The sequence below is a fragment of the [Muricauda] lutisoli (nom. illeg.) genome, from assembly GCF_017313105.1.
Taxonomy (GTDB): domain Bacteria; phylum Bacteroidota; class Bacteroidia; order Flavobacteriales; family Flavobacteriaceae; genus Flagellimonas; species Flagellimonas lutisoli.
This window is the reverse complement of sequence record NZ_JAFLND010000003.1, coordinates 93,758-109,934: the sequence shown is the minus strand read 5'-3', so window position 1 is coordinate 109,934 and position 16,177 is coordinate 93,758. Positions and strand designations below refer to the sequence as shown.

The 16,177-nt window shown below is 40.2% G+C and carries 18 protein-coding genes, 1 tRNA gene and 1 pseudogene; 1 reads left to right on the top strand and 19 read right to left on the bottom strand.

Annotated elements, in window-relative coordinates; translation table 11 throughout:
- Positions 1-432: 432 nt before the first annotated feature.
- From J0X13_RS11460 to J0X13_RS11400, 15 genes and pseudogenes are all read right to left on the bottom strand, one after another.
- Positions 433-1,401: a site-specific integrase gene (locus J0X13_RS11460; RefSeq protein ID WP_313786735.1), complete on the bottom strand. Its 969-nt coding sequence runs from the start codon at positions 1,399-1,401 to the stop codon at positions 433-435.
- Positions 1,402-1,422: 21 nt separating this feature from the next.
- Positions 1,423-1,701 (bottom strand): annotated as a pseudogene (locus J0X13_RS15700) (Arm DNA-binding domain-containing protein); the annotation flags it as partial.
- A gap of 231 nt (positions 1,702-1,932) precedes the next feature.
- Positions 1,933-2,004: transfer RNA gene (locus J0X13_RS11455), tRNA-Arg, on the bottom strand.
- Between the two features lie 106 nt (positions 2,005-2,110).
- On the bottom strand, positions 2,111-2,521 hold the full coding sequence (locus tag J0X13_RS11450) for a response regulator (RefSeq protein ID WP_207071570.1): 411 nt from the start codon (positions 2,519-2,521) through the stop codon (positions 2,111-2,113).
- 102 nt (positions 2,522-2,623) lie between these two features.
- Positions 2,624-3,037: a YeeE/YedE family protein gene (locus J0X13_RS11445; protein WP_207071569.1), complete on the bottom strand. Its 414-nt coding sequence runs from the start codon at positions 3,035-3,037 to the stop codon at positions 2,624-2,626.
- Entirely contained in the window at positions 3,034-3,591 is a 558-nt protein-coding gene (locus J0X13_RS11440; protein ID WP_207029175.1) for a YeeE/YedE family protein, read from the bottom strand. The genes J0X13_RS11445 and J0X13_RS11440 overlap by 4 nt, the downstream gene beginning before the upstream one ends.
- Before the next feature lie 72 nt (positions 3,592-3,663).
- Positions 3,664-3,867 (bottom strand): YgaP family membrane protein, encoded by a 204-nt coding sequence (locus J0X13_RS11435; protein ID WP_207071568.1) that lies wholly within the window; start codon positions 3,865-3,867, stop codon positions 3,664-3,666.
- Between the two features lie 9 nt (positions 3,868-3,876).
- Positions 3,877-4,182 (bottom strand): hypothetical protein, encoded by a 306-nt coding sequence (locus J0X13_RS11430; RefSeq protein WP_207071567.1) that lies wholly within the window; start codon positions 4,180-4,182, stop codon positions 3,877-3,879.
- Between the two features lies 1 nt (position 4,183).
- A complete protein-coding gene (locus tag J0X13_RS11425) occupies positions 4,184-7,378 on the bottom strand; it encodes an efflux RND transporter permease subunit (protein WP_207071566.1) in 3,195 nt (1,064 codons plus the stop codon).
- 16 nt (positions 7,379-7,394) lie between these two features.
- Positions 7,395-8,483 (bottom strand): efflux RND transporter periplasmic adaptor subunit, encoded by a 1,089-nt coding sequence (locus tag J0X13_RS11420; protein ID WP_207071565.1) that lies wholly within the window; start codon positions 8,481-8,483, stop codon positions 7,395-7,397.
- A gap of 7 nt (positions 8,484-8,490) precedes the next feature.
- A complete protein-coding gene (locus J0X13_RS11415; protein WP_207071564.1) occupies positions 8,491-9,795 on the bottom strand; it encodes a TolC family protein in 1,305 nt (434 codons plus the stop codon).
- A 225-nt stretch (positions 9,796-10,020) separates the two neighbouring features.
- On the bottom strand, positions 10,021-10,683 hold the full coding sequence (locus J0X13_RS11410; RefSeq protein ID WP_207071563.1) for a DUF2202 domain-containing protein: 663 nt from the start codon (positions 10,681-10,683) through the stop codon (positions 10,021-10,023).
- Between the two features lie 395 nt (positions 10,684-11,078).
- The gene (locus J0X13_RS15665) at positions 11,079-11,204 is read right to left on the bottom strand and encodes a hypothetical protein (protein WP_262896928.1); all 126 of its coding nucleotides are present in this window, start codon (positions 11,202-11,204) and stop codon (positions 11,079-11,081) included.
- Positions 11,205-11,297: 93 nt separating this feature from the next.
- Complete coding sequence (locus J0X13_RS11405) at positions 11,298-12,560, bottom strand: NAD(P)/FAD-dependent oxidoreductase (RefSeq protein ID WP_207071562.1); 1,263 nt, start codon at positions 12,558-12,560, stop codon at positions 11,298-11,300.
- A 191-nt stretch (positions 12,561-12,751) separates the two neighbouring features.
- On the bottom strand, positions 12,752-12,958 hold the full coding sequence (locus J0X13_RS11400) for a YgaP family membrane protein (protein WP_119607428.1): 207 nt from the start codon (positions 12,956-12,958) through the stop codon (positions 12,752-12,754).
- Positions 12,959-13,179: 221 nt separating this feature from the next.
- Between J0X13_RS11400 and J0X13_RS11395 the strand changes: the two genes are divergently transcribed.
- Complete coding sequence (locus J0X13_RS11395; RefSeq protein ID WP_207071561.1) at positions 13,180-14,055, top strand: sterol desaturase family protein; 876 nt, start codon at positions 13,180-13,182, stop codon at positions 14,053-14,055.
- Positions 14,056-14,062: 7 nt separating this feature from the next.
- On the opposite strand, the gene J0X13_RS11390 is transcribed toward J0X13_RS11395, so the two are convergent.
- From J0X13_RS11390 to J0X13_RS11375, 4 genes are all read right to left on the bottom strand, one after another.
- Positions 14,063-15,061: a c-type heme family protein gene (locus J0X13_RS11390; RefSeq protein ID WP_207071560.1), complete on the bottom strand. Its 999-nt coding sequence runs from the start codon at positions 15,059-15,061 to the stop codon at positions 14,063-14,065.
- Entirely contained in the window at positions 15,061-15,330 is a 270-nt protein-coding gene (locus tag J0X13_RS11385; RefSeq protein ID WP_207071559.1) for a heavy-metal-associated domain-containing protein, read from the bottom strand. Before J0X13_RS11385 ends, J0X13_RS11390 begins: the two co-directional genes overlap by 1 nt.
- A gap of 16 nt (positions 15,331-15,346) precedes the next feature.
- Positions 15,347-15,691 carry a rhodanese-like domain-containing protein gene (locus J0X13_RS11380; protein ID WP_207071558.1) on the bottom strand — a complete coding sequence of 115 codons (345 nt, stop codon included), beginning with the start codon at positions 15,689-15,691 and terminating at the stop codon, positions 15,347-15,349.
- 91 nt (positions 15,692-15,782) lie between these two features.
- A complete protein-coding gene (locus J0X13_RS11375) occupies positions 15,783-16,175 on the bottom strand; it encodes a rhodanese-like domain-containing protein (RefSeq protein ID WP_242535717.1) in 393 nt (130 codons plus the stop codon).
- Positions 16,176-16,177 lie beyond the last annotated feature (2 nt).

Below are 16,177 nucleotides of genomic sequence, written 5' to 3'. Positions count from 1 at the left end.
ATTTCTTCAAATAGCAGGACGCTGCCCTAAATAGAATTGAAGAAACCCGATGCAAAAACTCCAAAAAGCCATTTTTAAGCTAAAAATTCCTTGGTTTCATTGGGCTGAGAGCATTTTTAAGCTAAAAATGATTCATACGACAATAACCAGCATTTTACAAAATCCCTTAAAATAGGGCCTTTTCCGAAGGAAAATGAATCAATAGCGTTGCGTCAGCACGCTATCCTCTCGCTCTTCATATTTTCTTTGCCAGCAAAGAAAACATAAATAGCCATGTTCAATAAGATGGAACATTGAAGTCCTTAATTATTACAAATAGGTTCATTGCACCCTATTTCAATTTTATTTCACGCTTATCTTTCCGATTGCTATAAAATCGAAACAGGAACCATGTGCAAAAGTTGAGGTAAGGATTTGGGGAGCGGCTCTTTGCTATGCTTCGTTTGCTTTTCTTTTGGCACTTGATGCATTAGGAGATTCTAGTTTGCTTCTCAAAACTTCCATGTCTTCACTAACCTTCCTCTCTAAAACCTTGGCATATATCTGAGTCGTGGTAAGCTTACGATGTCCCAACATCTTTGAAATGGTCTCTATAGGAACACCATTGGTCAAGGTAACCGTCGTAGCGAACGTGTGCCTTGCCATGTGAAATGTCAGATTTTTTTTAATTTTTGCTTCACTGGCTATCTCCTTCAAATAAGCATTCACCTTTTGATTTGAGATTCTCGGGAACAATGTATTAGTTAAGATAGATTTAGGGTCTGTCTTATATTTTTCAATCAAGTGCAGGGCTTTTTTTAATAGCGGTATTTTAACGGGATTTTGGGTTTTCTTCCTCTCAGTGATTATCCAATATCTCTTATCCAAACCCATGACTATGTTATCTTCTGTCAGAAGCATTAAATCAGTATAACATACTCCTGTGTAGCAACTGAACACAAAAAGGTCCCTAACCGTTTGTAACCGCTTACAATCAAGGTTCAATTCCTCAAGTGAGGTCAATTCCTCAGATGAAAGAAATCCCCGTGTTGTTGGGGTCAATCTTTGTTTGAACTGTCGAAAGGGGTCTTTATCTATCCACTCCAATCGATAGGCCAAGGAGACCATTTTCCTTAATCTTTGAATGTGCTTCATTACAGCATTGTTACCAATTTGCTTTTGATAATGATTGGGTTTATGCTTACGAAGAAAATTTTCAAAGTCAAGGATAAACTTATAGTTCAATTCATCAAGTCTGATGTCTTCCCTTTTTAATTTAATTTTCAAGAATAAAAATATATACTTCTGGCTTGTCAGGTAAAGTCTTGAAGTATTACCGTGCAGCTTGGGAAACATATTCGAATTATGGTAAGACACTAATTCCCTCATGGTAAAATGTTGATTTTCGATTTCCTCATCCATAAATCTAGCCTTTACACTCTGAGGAGTGATGTGCTTACCCTCTATGCGTAATTGTTGAAATGAATGGAAAAGACCGGAGTAGAACTCATCTAGATATTGGTTGGTTGATTTAGCATGAATAGAAGAAGTTTTTACACGCTGTTTGTTTGAATCCCATTCACTGATTTGGATTCTTCGCTTTAAACTGATATTTAGTTTTTTCCCATTTACAGAAATCCTGGCATAAATGGGAGCTTTGCCATTTTTTGACCTACCGGAATAAAGCCAAAACAGGACGGAAAAAGTGGAATTTGACCTCATAATTGTCTTCTTTAAGTTAAATGTTGACGAAGACGAAAGTCAAATCAAATCGAGTATATCAACTAAATTACTGAATTTTAATCACTTATATTAAAACAGTAACCTTAAAAATGTTGACGATTTGTGAACTCTAAAAGCCAAAATCAAAGGAATTCAATTGAAACCAAAAAATATTAAATGCTTGATTTTCATTTATTTAATTATTTTTTGAATCATTCGGAAGTCAAAAAGTAGCCCCGGCAAGAATCGAACTTGCATCTAAAGTTTAGGAAACTTCTATTCTATCCATTGAACTACGGGGCCATTTACATAAATGGACTGCAAAAATAGGTTTTTTTAAAAACTTTTTGCAACCGCTCGAATCAAATTAAAGGTATGTAAGGTGAAAGCCTACCAAGAGATTTCGCAACTATTCAACTGTTCGCTTTTTCTCCTCTTTTTTTAGGATTTTCTCCAAATACGACCGCGATAAAGGTTTATCCACATAACCGGCAATCAATCCATGATCCTTGGCAATGGCTCGGTCCGAAGTATTAGTAAAGGCCGAAAGCACATATACACTTGGCAGTTCATGCTCTTTGAACAAATTTTTGAGATTTTCCAAGAATTCCCAACCGTTCATCCCGTCCATTACAAGATCTAAAAAAATAATATCCGGTAACTTGTCGCTTTCCTCTACTGAACTAAAACAAGCTTGAATTCCCTCTTCACCACTGGAACAGGTAACTATGTTAAAATCACCATGGGATTGCTGTATGCAGTATCGTGTCGCAAACTGGGACACCAGGTCATCGTCTATGATAAGCGTGGTAAGCTTCATAATGGGACTATTTAGTAAGATTGGGACCATCAAAGCTATAAGCTTTTATCAAGCCGACCATTCATTTTCGTTGTTTGACCCAAATATCCCGTTAAGTCAACCTTAATGCGGCAATTTACCCCTCACTGCACCATATACAAAGGCGCCTATCAATGATCCTACAAGCACGATCAACACAGGCCAATAGCCCGCACCGGTCAAAATGTATATGGGACCAGGACAAGATCCGGCCAATCCCCATCCCAAACCGAAAATGGTACCACCAAGTATGTATCGGGTAAACGAGGGTTCTTTGTCTGCAATCTTGATTTCTTCCCCAAAAAAGGATTTTGTCTTTGATCTTTTGATCAGTTGAACAAAGATGATTCCCAAAATCAGTGCGGAACCAATGATACCGTACATATGGAATGAATCAAATTTGAACATTTCATAAATCCGAAACCAAGAAGCTGCCTCCGATTTGTAGAGAACAATTCCAAAAAATGTGCCTATGGCGATAAATGTCAAATTCTTCATGATCCAAAAATTATAGGGTACAACAAATGAACCATTACTAGTCCGCCGATAAAGAATCCGATTACGGCGATAAGCGATGGTTTCTGCAAATTACTCAGTCCGGAAATAGCATGCCCCGAGGTACAACCCGATGCATAGCGTGTACCGAATCCAACCAAGAATCCGGCTGCCAACAGGATAATCCAGACCTTGGGTTCGGACAACGCCTCCATACTGAACAGTTCAGTTGGTAAATAGGCGGTACCTGCACTTTCAAAGCCAAGTTCCTGTAAACTTTCCACTGTTTTTGGAGAAATATCCACAGCTTGGTTTGGCGTCAGATAATGAGCGGCGATAAAACCACCAATTGCTGAGCCAAGAACCACAAAAAGGTTCCAACGCTTGGATTTGACATCCATTTTAAAATAATCGACGAATTTGCCCGCACCACCAATAGAACAGAAGGTTTCAAGATTTGAGGACATGCCGAACTTTTTTCCCATTAGGATCAGTATTGCCATCAAAATGGCAATAAGCGGCCCTGCGACATACCAGGGCCAAGGTTGATAAATCATTTGTTTGTTTTAATTAATTATTATCTTTCAAAATAAGTAAAATACCTTAATAATAAAACCCAAAACATGGTATTAAGCACTATTTTTTTCAGAATCTGAAATACCAAATTTTTTCAAGATATCTTCCAGTAAACACCACTTGGTCAACGATGACTGCAAAAGATTGGCCCCGACAAAAGCGGCAAACCATAACCAGTTGATATTCACATAAATAGCTAAAGCTAAACTTATCAGGATAAAAGTGCCTGCCACTCCTCTTACAATTCTATTTCTCATCTTTGATTTTTATACGGTTCTTTCAATTGGAATTTCTACTGCCCTTATAGGGTTTGTTGTTTCACTTTCTGTATTGAATTGCTTGATCAGTGCAAACAATTCGGTTACTTTTTCTTCTTTTGTGAAGGAGAAAAACATATTTGATGCCGCCCCTCCCTTTTCACTGGGAAACCAACTGCTTGTGTACATTAGTGGCGCAGCACTTTTATAGCCATCAATATCGGATTCACTAAAGCTTTCTACGCCGGCCTTTTTAAACAACTTAAAGACCTCGCTTTTATATTCCTCAACTGTGGTAACAATGATCATTTTCATGTTAGTTGTAATTTTTACGTTCAATCATATAATAAACCAATGGGACTACCAATAGTGTCAAAACAGTGGACACAATGGTTCCTCCCATAAGTGATATGGCCAACCCCTGGAAAATAGGGTCAAACAAAATCACAAAAGCTCCGATAACCACGGTCCCCGCAGTCAATAAAATGGGCGTGGTACGCACTGCACCGGCTTCGATCACGGCTTGTTTTAAAGGAATGTCTTCTTTTAACCTCAAATTGACAAAGTCAATCAACAATACCGAGTTCCGCACCATAATACCTGCCAAGGCAATCATACCGATAAAAGAAGTCGCGGTAAAGAAGGCTCCGAGCAACCAATGCCCCAGCACAATACCGATCAACGACAATGGTATGGCCACCATCATCACCATAGGTGCCTTAAAGTTCTGGAACCAGCCTACAATAAGCATGTATATGATCACGATAACACCCAAAAAGGCAATTCCCAAATCACGGAACACTTCAAGGGTTATCTGCCATTCCCCATCCCATTTTACGGTATAGTCATCTTCAAATTGAGGCTGTTCCATATAGAGTTCATTGATGGAATATCCTTTCGGGAGCTCCAATTGGTTCAACTTATCGGTCATACCCAAAATGGCGTACACGGGGCTTTCGAGTTCACCGGCCATGTCGGACATGACATACACCACTCGTTTCTGGTTTTTTCTGTAGATGCTCTTGGCCTTGGTCCCCTCTTTTACTTGAACCAGGTCTCCTACAGATACCATATTCCCTTGTTGGGATGTTATTTTCAATTGTTTGATTTGATCCAAGGATGATTTGTCCTTTTCACTTATGGACAAAACAATTCCGATTTGGTCAAAAGCATCTTCGTGATAAATATGGGATACGGGCCTTTCCCTGAAAGCCATTGCCATCACTTGAACAATCTGTTGTGGGGTTACTCCATAAAGCATGGCTTTTTCCTTGTCGATCACAAAATCATATTCCACTTGATCGTCTTCCACCATCCAGTCGACATCCACGACATCGTTGGTGTTGTTCAAAATGCCCTTTATCTTATCGGCGAGCTCTATTTGTTTGTCATAATCCGGGCCATAGACTTCGGCAACTATGGTAGACAATACAGGAGGTCCCGGTGGCACCTCAACAACCTTGATGTTCGCTTTGTACTTTTTACCCAACTCTTGGATTTTTGGCCTGAACAATTTGGCAATATCATGACTCTGCACGCTTCTATCATGCTTATCCACAAGGTTGACCTGAATGTCGGCCATATTGCTACCGCCACGTAGATCGTAGTGCCTTACCAAACCATTGAAGGTTATCGGTGCGGATGTGCCCACATAACTCTGATAGTTGACCACTTCGGGTCGCGTGGACAAATATGCCCCTATTTCCTTGGTAACCGCGGAAGTCCGTTCCAAAGTGGTTCCTTCGGGAAGGTCGATCACTACCTGAAACTCATTTTTGTTATCAAAAGGAAGCATTTTTACCGCTACAGATTTTGTAAAGAACATGGCCACAGAGGCAATCAACAAGAAGAAGGTAATTCCCAAGAACATCCATCTTTTTTTCTTGCTCTCTATCAAAGGTCTTTCGAACCTAGCGTAGGCTTTGTAAATAAAAGTGTCCTGTATTTCGACCGCTTCTTTTTCCTTTTTCTTCTTTTTATCCTTCTCCCTTAGGAAGATATATCCCAAATATGGGGTTATCGTAAGCGCAACAAACAATGATAATAACATGGCGATAGATGCACCGATGGGCATGGGCGACATATAGGGTCCCATCAAACCGGATACAAATGCCATGGGCAATACGGATGCAATAACCGTAAAGGTGGCCAAAATGGTCGGGTTCCCTACTTCATTAATGGCGTAAATCGCAGCATCTTTGAACGGCAAGCGTTTCATCTTAAAGTGGCGGTGCATGTTCTCCGCGATGATGATCGAGTCGTCCACCACAATACCCGTTACAAAAACCAAAGCAAACAAAGTGATTCGGTTCAAAGTGTAATCGAGCATGTAGTAGCTCAACAAGGTCAATGCGAATGTTATCGGTACAGATAGGAACACTACCAATCCACCTCTCCATCCCATGGCCAACATTACCACAAAAGTCACGGCGATGATCGCACCGATCAAGTGCATCAATAATTCAGATACTTTTTGTGATGCGGTTTGCCCGTAGTTTCGGGTTACCTCGACCTTTACTTCATCTGGAATAAGAGTTGATTTGAGGTGATCTACTTTTTCCAACACCACATCCGCAATCTTCATGGCATCGGCCCCTTTTCTTTTGGCGATGGAAATGGTTACAGCTGGATATTCTGATTTATAGGTTTCCGCTTTTTCACTTGCCGCGCCAAATCCTAAGGAAACGTAGTTTTTAGGAAGTTCCGGACCATCCAAAACCGTTGCCACTTGTTTCAAGTAAATGGGCTGACCCTGTTTGGTGCCCACGATCAGATTTTCCAGGTCTTCTTTTGTTTCCAAAAAGTTGCCTGTACTGATGTGGAACTCCGTGTCATTGGAAAGAAAATTACCGGCATCCATTTGCTGGTTGTTGGCCTTGATCATTTGGGCCACGGCCAACATATCGATTCCGGATTCGGCCATTTTATCCTTGTCCACGACAACCCTTAGCTGACGGTTTCGTCCTCCAATTTTTTTGGTAATCGAAACCCCGTTTACCTTTTCGATCTCGTTGATCAATTCACCAGAAATCCTTCTTAATTGAAAATCGTCGTATTCATCACTCCAAAGCGTAAGAGCAAGCATGGGCACATCATCAATGGCACGGGTTTTTACCAAAGGCATGGTAACACCTTCCGGCATTTGATCCATGTGTTTGTTGATTTCATCGTACAAACGCACCAAAGATCTTTCGATATCCTCACCTACATAGAATTGTACAATGGCCATTCCCTGCTCTTGCATAGAAGTAGTGTACACATACTCCACGCCTTTAATGTTCGATATTATTTTTTCCAGTGGTTTTGTGATCCTGGATTCCACCTCAGTTGGGCTGGCACCAGGGTACCCCACAAACAAATCTGCCATGGGCACATCTATCTGAGGCTCCTCTTCCCTTGGGATAAGAAAAGAACTGTACACCCCTATGACCATAAATACGATCATAAGGAGCACCGTAAGTTTGGAACCCATAAACCCTTTGGCTATTTTTCCTGCAAGTCCGTCTTTCATTAGTACCTTTTTTAGGTTATTGAATGGTTACTTTGGCTCCGTTGTAAAGCTTTCCTTCGGCCGATACGATATATTGATCTCCTTTGGACAAGCCGGACAATACTTCTACTTCTTCTCCATAATTCTCGCCCAATCGCAACCAGCGTAAAAGGGCAACATTATCCTGTCCTAAAGTATACACTCCTGTTAGCTGACCTTTATGCACCAAGGCTTTGGACGGAACGGTGACAACTGTCCTACCTTCACCTTGATCTTCCGCCTCCAGCCTAACGGTTACATACATACCTGACAAAATTTCGGCTTCTGTTCTGTCCAATAAAACCTTCATCAAATATTGTCCGCCCGTATGCTGTGCCGAAACACTTAATTCTGATACTTTACCTGTAATCGTGGTATCCAATGCCTTAACCAGAACGTGAGCTTTGGTTCCCACTGCTATACCAGAGATGTTGTTTTCAGCTACTTTGGCCACTACCTCAAATCCACCAGGGGACTCTACGGACACCAACGGAACACCCGGGTTGGCCATATCACCCTCATCGATATACGTATTGGTCACGACTCCGCTGAAGGGTGCTCTAATATTCGCGTAGGCAAACTGGGAGTTTACCTCGTTCTTCATTTGGTTTGCAGCTTCCAATCTGGCCTTTGCCATTTCGTAGCGAGCGGTCATATCATCCAACTCCTTTTGTGAAGCACTGTTTTCATTGAAAAGGTTCTGGAACCTCTCATAATCTTTCTTGGCATTGTTAAAAGCCACCTGCGCCTCGGTTATGGATGCTTCCACTTGTGCTTTTTTGGCTCGTAGGTCTACATTGTTTATGGAAATCAGCAAATCCCCTTTATTTACTTTTTGACCTATTTTTACAGGTAAGGACTCCACATAGCCCATCATTCGAGTGCTCAATGTGGCACTGTTCACGGCTTTTACTTGACCACTTCCTGCCAAAATGGTGGAACTATCGCCCATATCGACATCGGCAACGGTTACTGGAACTGCTTCCCTGTTGTCCGCAGTTTGTTTTTCGTCACTGCCACATCCCATTAGGACCAATCCCAAGGACATGGTTAAAATGAAGCTTTTATATATTGTAGTGTTTTTCATCTTGCAATTATTCTTTGGTTAAAAATGTTAGTAAGGATTGTGCTTGATTGTATTCAAAAATGGTTTGATAATATGCCAATTGCTTTTCGGCATAGCTAGCTTCGGCCATTAATAAATCGGTTGTTTTTTCCAAGCCTTCCTTAAATCGGTTGGTACGAATCCTCAGTGATTCTTCAGATTGCTCCATAGCCAATTTTGAGGTCTGGAGCCTGCTTTTCGCATCTTCGACCATCCGTTTGGTGCGTTGTAGCTCCATAGTACTTTTGGCAATGTACTGTTCGTATTCTTGTTTCGCTTTTTCATAACTTGTTTTGCTCTTTCCTGCTTTGGCAAATCGCTGAGAACCTTTAAAAACATCCCAACTTAAGCTTGCCCCGATAATGTATCCTTTTGCATCGGCCTGAAAGATCTGATCGTCGTACATTTCGTAACTGGCAAACGCATTGAGTCTTGGTAAAAAGGTCATATTATCGGCTCGCATATTGGCTTTGTAGGCCTCAGAAACCAAATCCATAGCTTTTACATCTGCCCTGTTTTCCAGGGAACCCTCTACTGTTCCACCAAGATCATCCGGCACTAGATCTTCGGTTGGTTCGTAAACCACATCCCCCTGTTCGTTCATTAAAAAAGCCAAATAGTCCGATGCGTTTTTCACATTGCTCTTGGCTGTTTTCAATTGATCGGAAACCTCGGTAACCCGAACTTTTACTTCCAACAAATCTGCTTTTTGAAGCAAGCCTTGATCAAAGCTGTTTTGTGCCATGTTCAAGTTTGCATTTGCGGCATCGTATGCTTTTTGAAGTACCGACACTGCTCTATGTGCCAATTGCAATTGTCCATAGGCTTTCTGTGCTTCAAAATCAAGATAGTCCCTAGTTCGCATGGCTTGTAGCTCTTTGGCTTCCATAGTGGTTTTGGCAGCTTTACGCTGATAAAACCCATCCAAGTTGATCAAAGGCTGTTCCACGGAAACTTTTGTGGCATAGTTCTCAATCTGATCGGGGTCGTTCAACAAATCAGGATTGAAGTCTGCCTGGGTCAAAATCTCTTGGTTGAGTTTGGAACCAAAAGCCATCAAAGGGTTTGTTGTTGCCATTCCTGTATGTGAAACAGAGATCTGTGGCAAAAAGATGGAGTTTGAGAACCTATAGTCGTACTTGGCCATCTTGGCCTCTTGCTCCGACACCTTTATACTGGCGTTGGACTCTTGTACCCTCATCAATACATCCTGTAATGAAATCTTTATAGGATCTTGGGCAAATATCTGTGCCTGTGCATAAAAGAATATTATTAAAACAAACAATCGTTTCATATACCTAATTAATTTGTGCCAAAATTATATTTGTTAACATACCCTCACAGTAACCTGTGTTACTGAGAAAATTGCATAAAAGAAAACCTCAATACAGAGAAATCTTTACAAAATAAATCGGTATTGAGGTTTTGAACAATGATGAAAATCAGGGCTTAAGCATTTATATCATATAGCCCTCGATGCGGCAAAATAGACTTTGATTATTGTAATATGCTATCGGATTCAATTGCACTGTTCGTGCGAACCATCCAAAATTGTCTCATATTCTTCTTGAGTAAGAAATTGTGGGGTATAGGTCTCCCCCAGGTTTTCGATGCTCTGAACAAAACTTCTTAAATGATTTCTAGAACCACACTGCAAACTTGAAAACACATCGGCAATGTCCATATTGGAGGTGGCCTTTATATGTTCTTCCAGGTCAACAATGTCCAAATCTTCAATGGTAGCACCTACCGTTAGCGCCGCTACCTCATCAACTATTCCATCTTGAACAAATGTGTCGTACCAGTTCTGGAGGTCCTCATTCTCGAACACGCCATCTTCCAATATTTCATATTCAATATCGTAGGCAACCAATAAGGTTTCCACGGCATCCATATGGGATTGTTCACTTTGCATAATGTTCTCAAATTGGACCATGCCCCAGTATTCGTTCAAAAACTTATAGGTATCCCTTGCGAGTTTCTCCTCTTCCAGCATAAACAACAATGCATCTTCATCATCTACTGTAAGCGTAGAAACGTCGTCGGAAACATCATCATTGGTGTCGTCATCAATACTATTTTCAATTTGAGGGTCAAACGGATCATCATTTGAATCCGAACAACCAAAAATCATCAAGGATACCAACAATATCATAATAAAAACAGGGGCAATTCTTTTCATAAGTAAATTCATAGCTTTTTTCTATAAAAATCACCATTACCCAAAATAAACTCTGTAACAATGGTTACCATACCCATTACTTTCAACAAAACATTAACAAAAAAAGACCCCGCTAATTCAGGGTCTTTAGGTTTGAGTTTGTTTATAATCCGCAACAATTTTGTTGAGGAGGTCATATTAAATATTCCTTTTAAATTCCGTTAATGGGTTGAATCCGCTGTATTTGGTAATTGAATCCGCGCGATAATTTCGGTTTCCATAAGTAACAACAATCAGTACATCAAAAATAACCTTATCAGCAACTTTGTTAGGTTGCCCATTTCACAAACAAAATGGATTTAACATAAAACATACATCGTTATGTTAAATCCATTTCTTAAATATGTGGCTAGTGTTTACTTTTTACCACTGTTCATCATGGCCAAAACCGCTACAATAAGTATTATGACCACTAGGGCGAACAGTCCTATCATCCAGATACCGTTCTCCCAAACTACCAAAGGAATATTAAGCGTCTTCAAAATGTATTGGTTTTTATTTGAACCAAAATTAATCGGAAAACCTCCATCAAAATATGATATTCCTCAGGAATACGATTTTCTATGGGTTTGCTGTTAAACGTTCTTGCCTTTCATCATTTTGTTCCAATACAAATAAGGCAATCCGTACTTTTTCAGCATCCAAAGCCTCCAATGTTCTTTGGCACTGTTAAATACCAGCATGCGCTTGAGTTTTGGGTCTGGTATAAAATTGTTGTTATAATCGAATTCTGCCAAAGTCATTTTGCCATATCCTGTAACCAAAGGGCAAGAGGAATACCCATTATAGGAATGGTTCTCAACAGTTTTTCCTTGCATCAAACTCATAATGTTATCAACTACAATAGGAACTTGCTTACGAACCGCTGCTCCCGTTTTTGCCGTGGGGAGAGCGGCTACGTCGCCCAAACCAAAAATGTTTGCATACTTATTGTGCTGCATGGAGTAATGGTCAACATCCAACCAGCCTGCCTCGTTGGACAAAACTGATTCGCGAACAAATTTTGGTGCTGCCTGTGGAGGGGCAATGTGCAACATATCAAACGGAACTTGGATATCCACATCCCCGATCATTTTCTCGCCCAGTTCATTATCTTCATTTATAATACACCTGTTCTCCTCGGGAGCTGTATGACTAAAGTGTACTATTCTGTTTTCAACATCAATTTCTTTGGGAGCATAAAATGGTTTAAAGTGAATGCCATAACGATCGATGACCTTGTTCAAGGTTTCACGAATCTCCTTTACACCAAAAATCACAGATCCCGGAGTGGCAAAAATCACATTTGCACTGTCTTTGAGTCCCTGCTTTCTGAAATAGTCCGCTGCTAAATAGGCGATTTTCTGTGGTGCACCACCACACTTAATCGGCGTTGTGGGCTGGGTGAAGAGTGCATTTCCTTTTTTAAAGTTTCTTATGGTCTCCCATGTAAACTCTGGGTCGATATAGTTGCTGCAGGCCACTCCCTTTTCCAAAGCCTCCGGAAGTCCCTTGATCATACTCGGTTCCATGACCAACCCAGTAGCCACCACCAAATAATCGTATGTAATATCTCCGCTGCTTTCTGTAGTTACCGAATTTTTTTCCGGATCAAAACCAGCAGCCTTGTCCTTGATCCAATCCACCCCTTTTGGCATAACTTCCGACATGGGCTTTTTGGTTTTATTGAAATCATAGGTTCCAGCTCCAACAAGGGTCCATGCTGGTTGATAATAATGTGTTTCGGAGGGTTCTATTATAGCTATATCAAGCTTTTTATTTTTCCTCAACAATTGGCCAGCTGTCATAATACCGGCTGTTCCTCCTCCAATTATTAAAATTTGATAATGTGATTTCATGTTTGTTCAATTAAATTCAATTATCGGTAAAATATTGAGGAAAGTCTTAAAAAAATGTAACCAGGGTTACACAATCGACAATTTTTGACATAAAAAATGAATTTTATCATTTTTTAACTTCAAGATCTGGCATAGAACAAAAAAAGCCGCTCTTAGTAGAGCGGCTTCCTTTTATCAATCAACTAAAAAACCTAATTCTTGACCTTGCATGTGTTAATCCCAAACAGGGTGTACAAAGGACAAAAACTAACAAAGCTTGTAAGGACAAATATGACTGCCAATGCCAGCAGTATATATGCCAAAGTTCCTGTAATCACATTAAAATAATACAATGCTCCAACACCAAGTGCCAAGATAACGCGAATTGTACGGTCTGCGCCGCCCATGTTTTTTTTCATAATTGATAGTTTATGATTCTTAACACAAGTTACCAAAAAGAAACTGATCATCAGCACCTTATCCATTACGGTTTCCAACGGAGCTTATACCAAAAGTAGGTTTTGGTAATGAAAACCATGGTAACCTTGGTTACACTGCTCTCTATATTTTTAAAGTATATTTAATTTTGTTGCATATTGATAAGTTCTAATTGGAATGCACGACTAAACATTGAATGATTATGACCGAATATTTTGATGCCCTCGCCAATGGTTTTTTAGGAACGGTGCGCTGGACATGGAAATCGATTTTGTTTGAAGTTCCCTGGTACTCCAATTATTTTTGGGGCCTTATTATTATCTCGCTTTTGGTCTGGGCATTGGAAATCCTGTTTCCTTGGCGCAAAGACCAATCTATTTTCAGGAAAGATTTTTGGTTGGATGCATTTTACATGTTCTTCAACTTTTTCATTTTTGCCATTGTTATAAGTGGGGTTTACAAATTACTTGGTGTGATTTTTAAGGATTTCGGAATCACTGCAACAACCTTGACCATCGTAGATATTGCACATTGGCCACAATGGGTCCAATTGCTCGTATTTTTTGTGGTGCTGGATTTTGTGCAGTGGTTCACCCATGTACTTTTGCACAAATACCCAGTGCTTTGGCAATTCCATAAAGTGCACCATAGTGTAAAAGAGATGGGGTTTGCCGCCCATTTGAGGTTCCATTGGATGGAAAACATTCTTTACAAGCCTTTAAAAACAATAGGAGTAATGGTTCTTGGTGGGTTTGAACCCGAGCAGGCCTATATTGTCCATTTTACAGCTATTGCCATAGGCCATTTTAACCATTCCAATATTAAATTGACCTACGGGCCATTGAAATATATATTGAACAATCCGGTAATGCATTTGTACCATCATGCCTACACCATTCCCGAGGGTTCATATGGTGTAAATTTTGGCATCAGCCTAAGTATATGGGATTATATTTTCAAAACGAATTACATTCCCGAAAGCAGTGGCAAGATTAAATTGGGATTTCCGGGCGACGAGAAATTGCCCAAAGGGTTTTGGGGACAGTTGGTATATGGGTTTAAAAAGCCGAAAAACTAAAAAATCCCTAGTTCCCACTGTTAGAGGCATCAAAAACAATGCTCCATATGCCTCGAACCTCATCTGGTCCGTCCCCTGTAGCCCTATCATCTGGATAAAGTTGTGATAAATGGGTCAATACTTCAGGAGCAATATTTTTCTCTGGGGTTCCATGGCAGTTTAAACACATGGTATTGGTAACAATAGGATAATAGAAATAGACTTTACCGTTCGATTCCTTTACAATGGGCTCAACAGATTCCCCATAGGCAACCTGTTTTTTAAAAGTTGATATGTGTGCCAATTCCCCAGCATTGGCTTTATTGTTAGGATTTCTAGGTTTGTCGGAAACTCTTTTTATTCGGGCATTGAACTTTATGGACATGCTATCTGTCAGCGGATAGGCTCTTTCATTACAAAATACAACAGCTGCTTCAACTCCTTTATTTTGAATGGTTCCCATGAGGTTTTTTCCCAGTACTTTTTGGGTTTCCAGGGCATATTTCATTCCCAATTCTTTAGGGCTTTCCTCTTTGGATGAGACCATTGATTTTTTTCCCTTGTTGTATAAGGAGTCACCCCTGCGATCCATCCAATGTTCTTTGAACCAATCGGGTTCTTCAATCTGATAATCGAAAATATACTCGGCAATCTTTCGGATCTCCTCTTCATCAAATTGTTGGGAAGGCATCAATCCAAATCGGCGGACGGCGCCTCGCATTTTGGTATTCTCTTCCGAAGGTGATTTTACAAATTCCGAAATACCTTTTACAAATGCATCTTTATCCTTGTAAACATCCAGATAATGCGCTTTTACAGCAACCATAGGTGGGCCAATACGTTGGCCATTCTCTGGGGTAGATGGATTGTGACAAACGTAACATTTGGTTTCCATCAACTTTTTGCCTTCTTCTGAAGAAGTAGCCAATTGCACTACCTCCTCTGGATCTGCATCAGATGTTTTGGGCCCCTGCTTGCATGAAAGCATGAGAAGGACAAACAATATGGAAATGGAAATTGTTCTCATTATGGCGCCATTTTACCACTAGCACAACTTACAAAGGATTTAGCTTTTTCGACAATGCTGTTGTCATCATCGATAGTGGGGTAACCAAGATTCCTAAGGATCTCTTTAACTAAGGAAGCGTCATCGGCGCTTTGATGATCAAAGCTAACCGATGAGCTATCCTTCTCCACAATCACATCGTTAATTTCTTTAATTTCCGAAAGCCTTTTGGAAATGGATTTGGCACAACCACCACACTTGAGGTTTTGTACTTGGAACGTGGTTTTCATCTTATGCTATAACCGATTAATACGTCCATGTCCTATATCCCCCACGGAGGTCGTATACTTTGGTAAATCCCATTTTCACGAGTTTTCGGGCTGCCCTTTGGCTTCTGTTCCCAGATTGGCAGTATAAGTATACTGGTTTGTCTTTATTCAATTTTGAAAAAGCGGACTCAAACGCAGACCCTTGAAAAAGGTCAATGTTCTTAGCCCCTTTGATATGGCCAGACATAAACTCGCCTTTAGTCCTCACATCTACCATTTGAACCTTTCCTTTGGAAATGGCCTTTTTATAATCCTCTCTATCTAAGATTTCAACTTCATCGGGAAGTGTTTTCCCTTTGAACAAAAAACTTAATAATGACATATGTTGTTTTGATATTTATATAGGGCAAAATACCTAGGATAAAAAGTCTGGTCAGTAACGATGGTTACACAAGAAAAAATAAAGCGAAAACCTATTGGTTCCTTACCCAATCCATGTATCCGCCAGAGTAATCGAAAATTTTGGTGAAGCCTTCACGTTCCAGAATTTTTGCTGCATAGGCACTACGTGACCCAACAGCACAGTACAAATAAACAGGTAGGTTTTTGTCCAAGGTATTGATCTGTTCCATAAAAGTCGTTTGTCGGCTCAAATCAAAATTGACGGCATCGTCGATGTGTCCGGAATTGTATTCTCCCGGGGTCCTTACATCCACAAGCTGCACCTCCTTGCCAACAACATCCGCCATAACGGTCTCCTTGTCAATTTTATGAATGGTTGTTTCTTGCTGTGATTGGCAAGAAACAACATTCATAAAAAACAAAAGGTATAGGGTAAGTCTTATAACACTTTTAATTAGTCCCATTT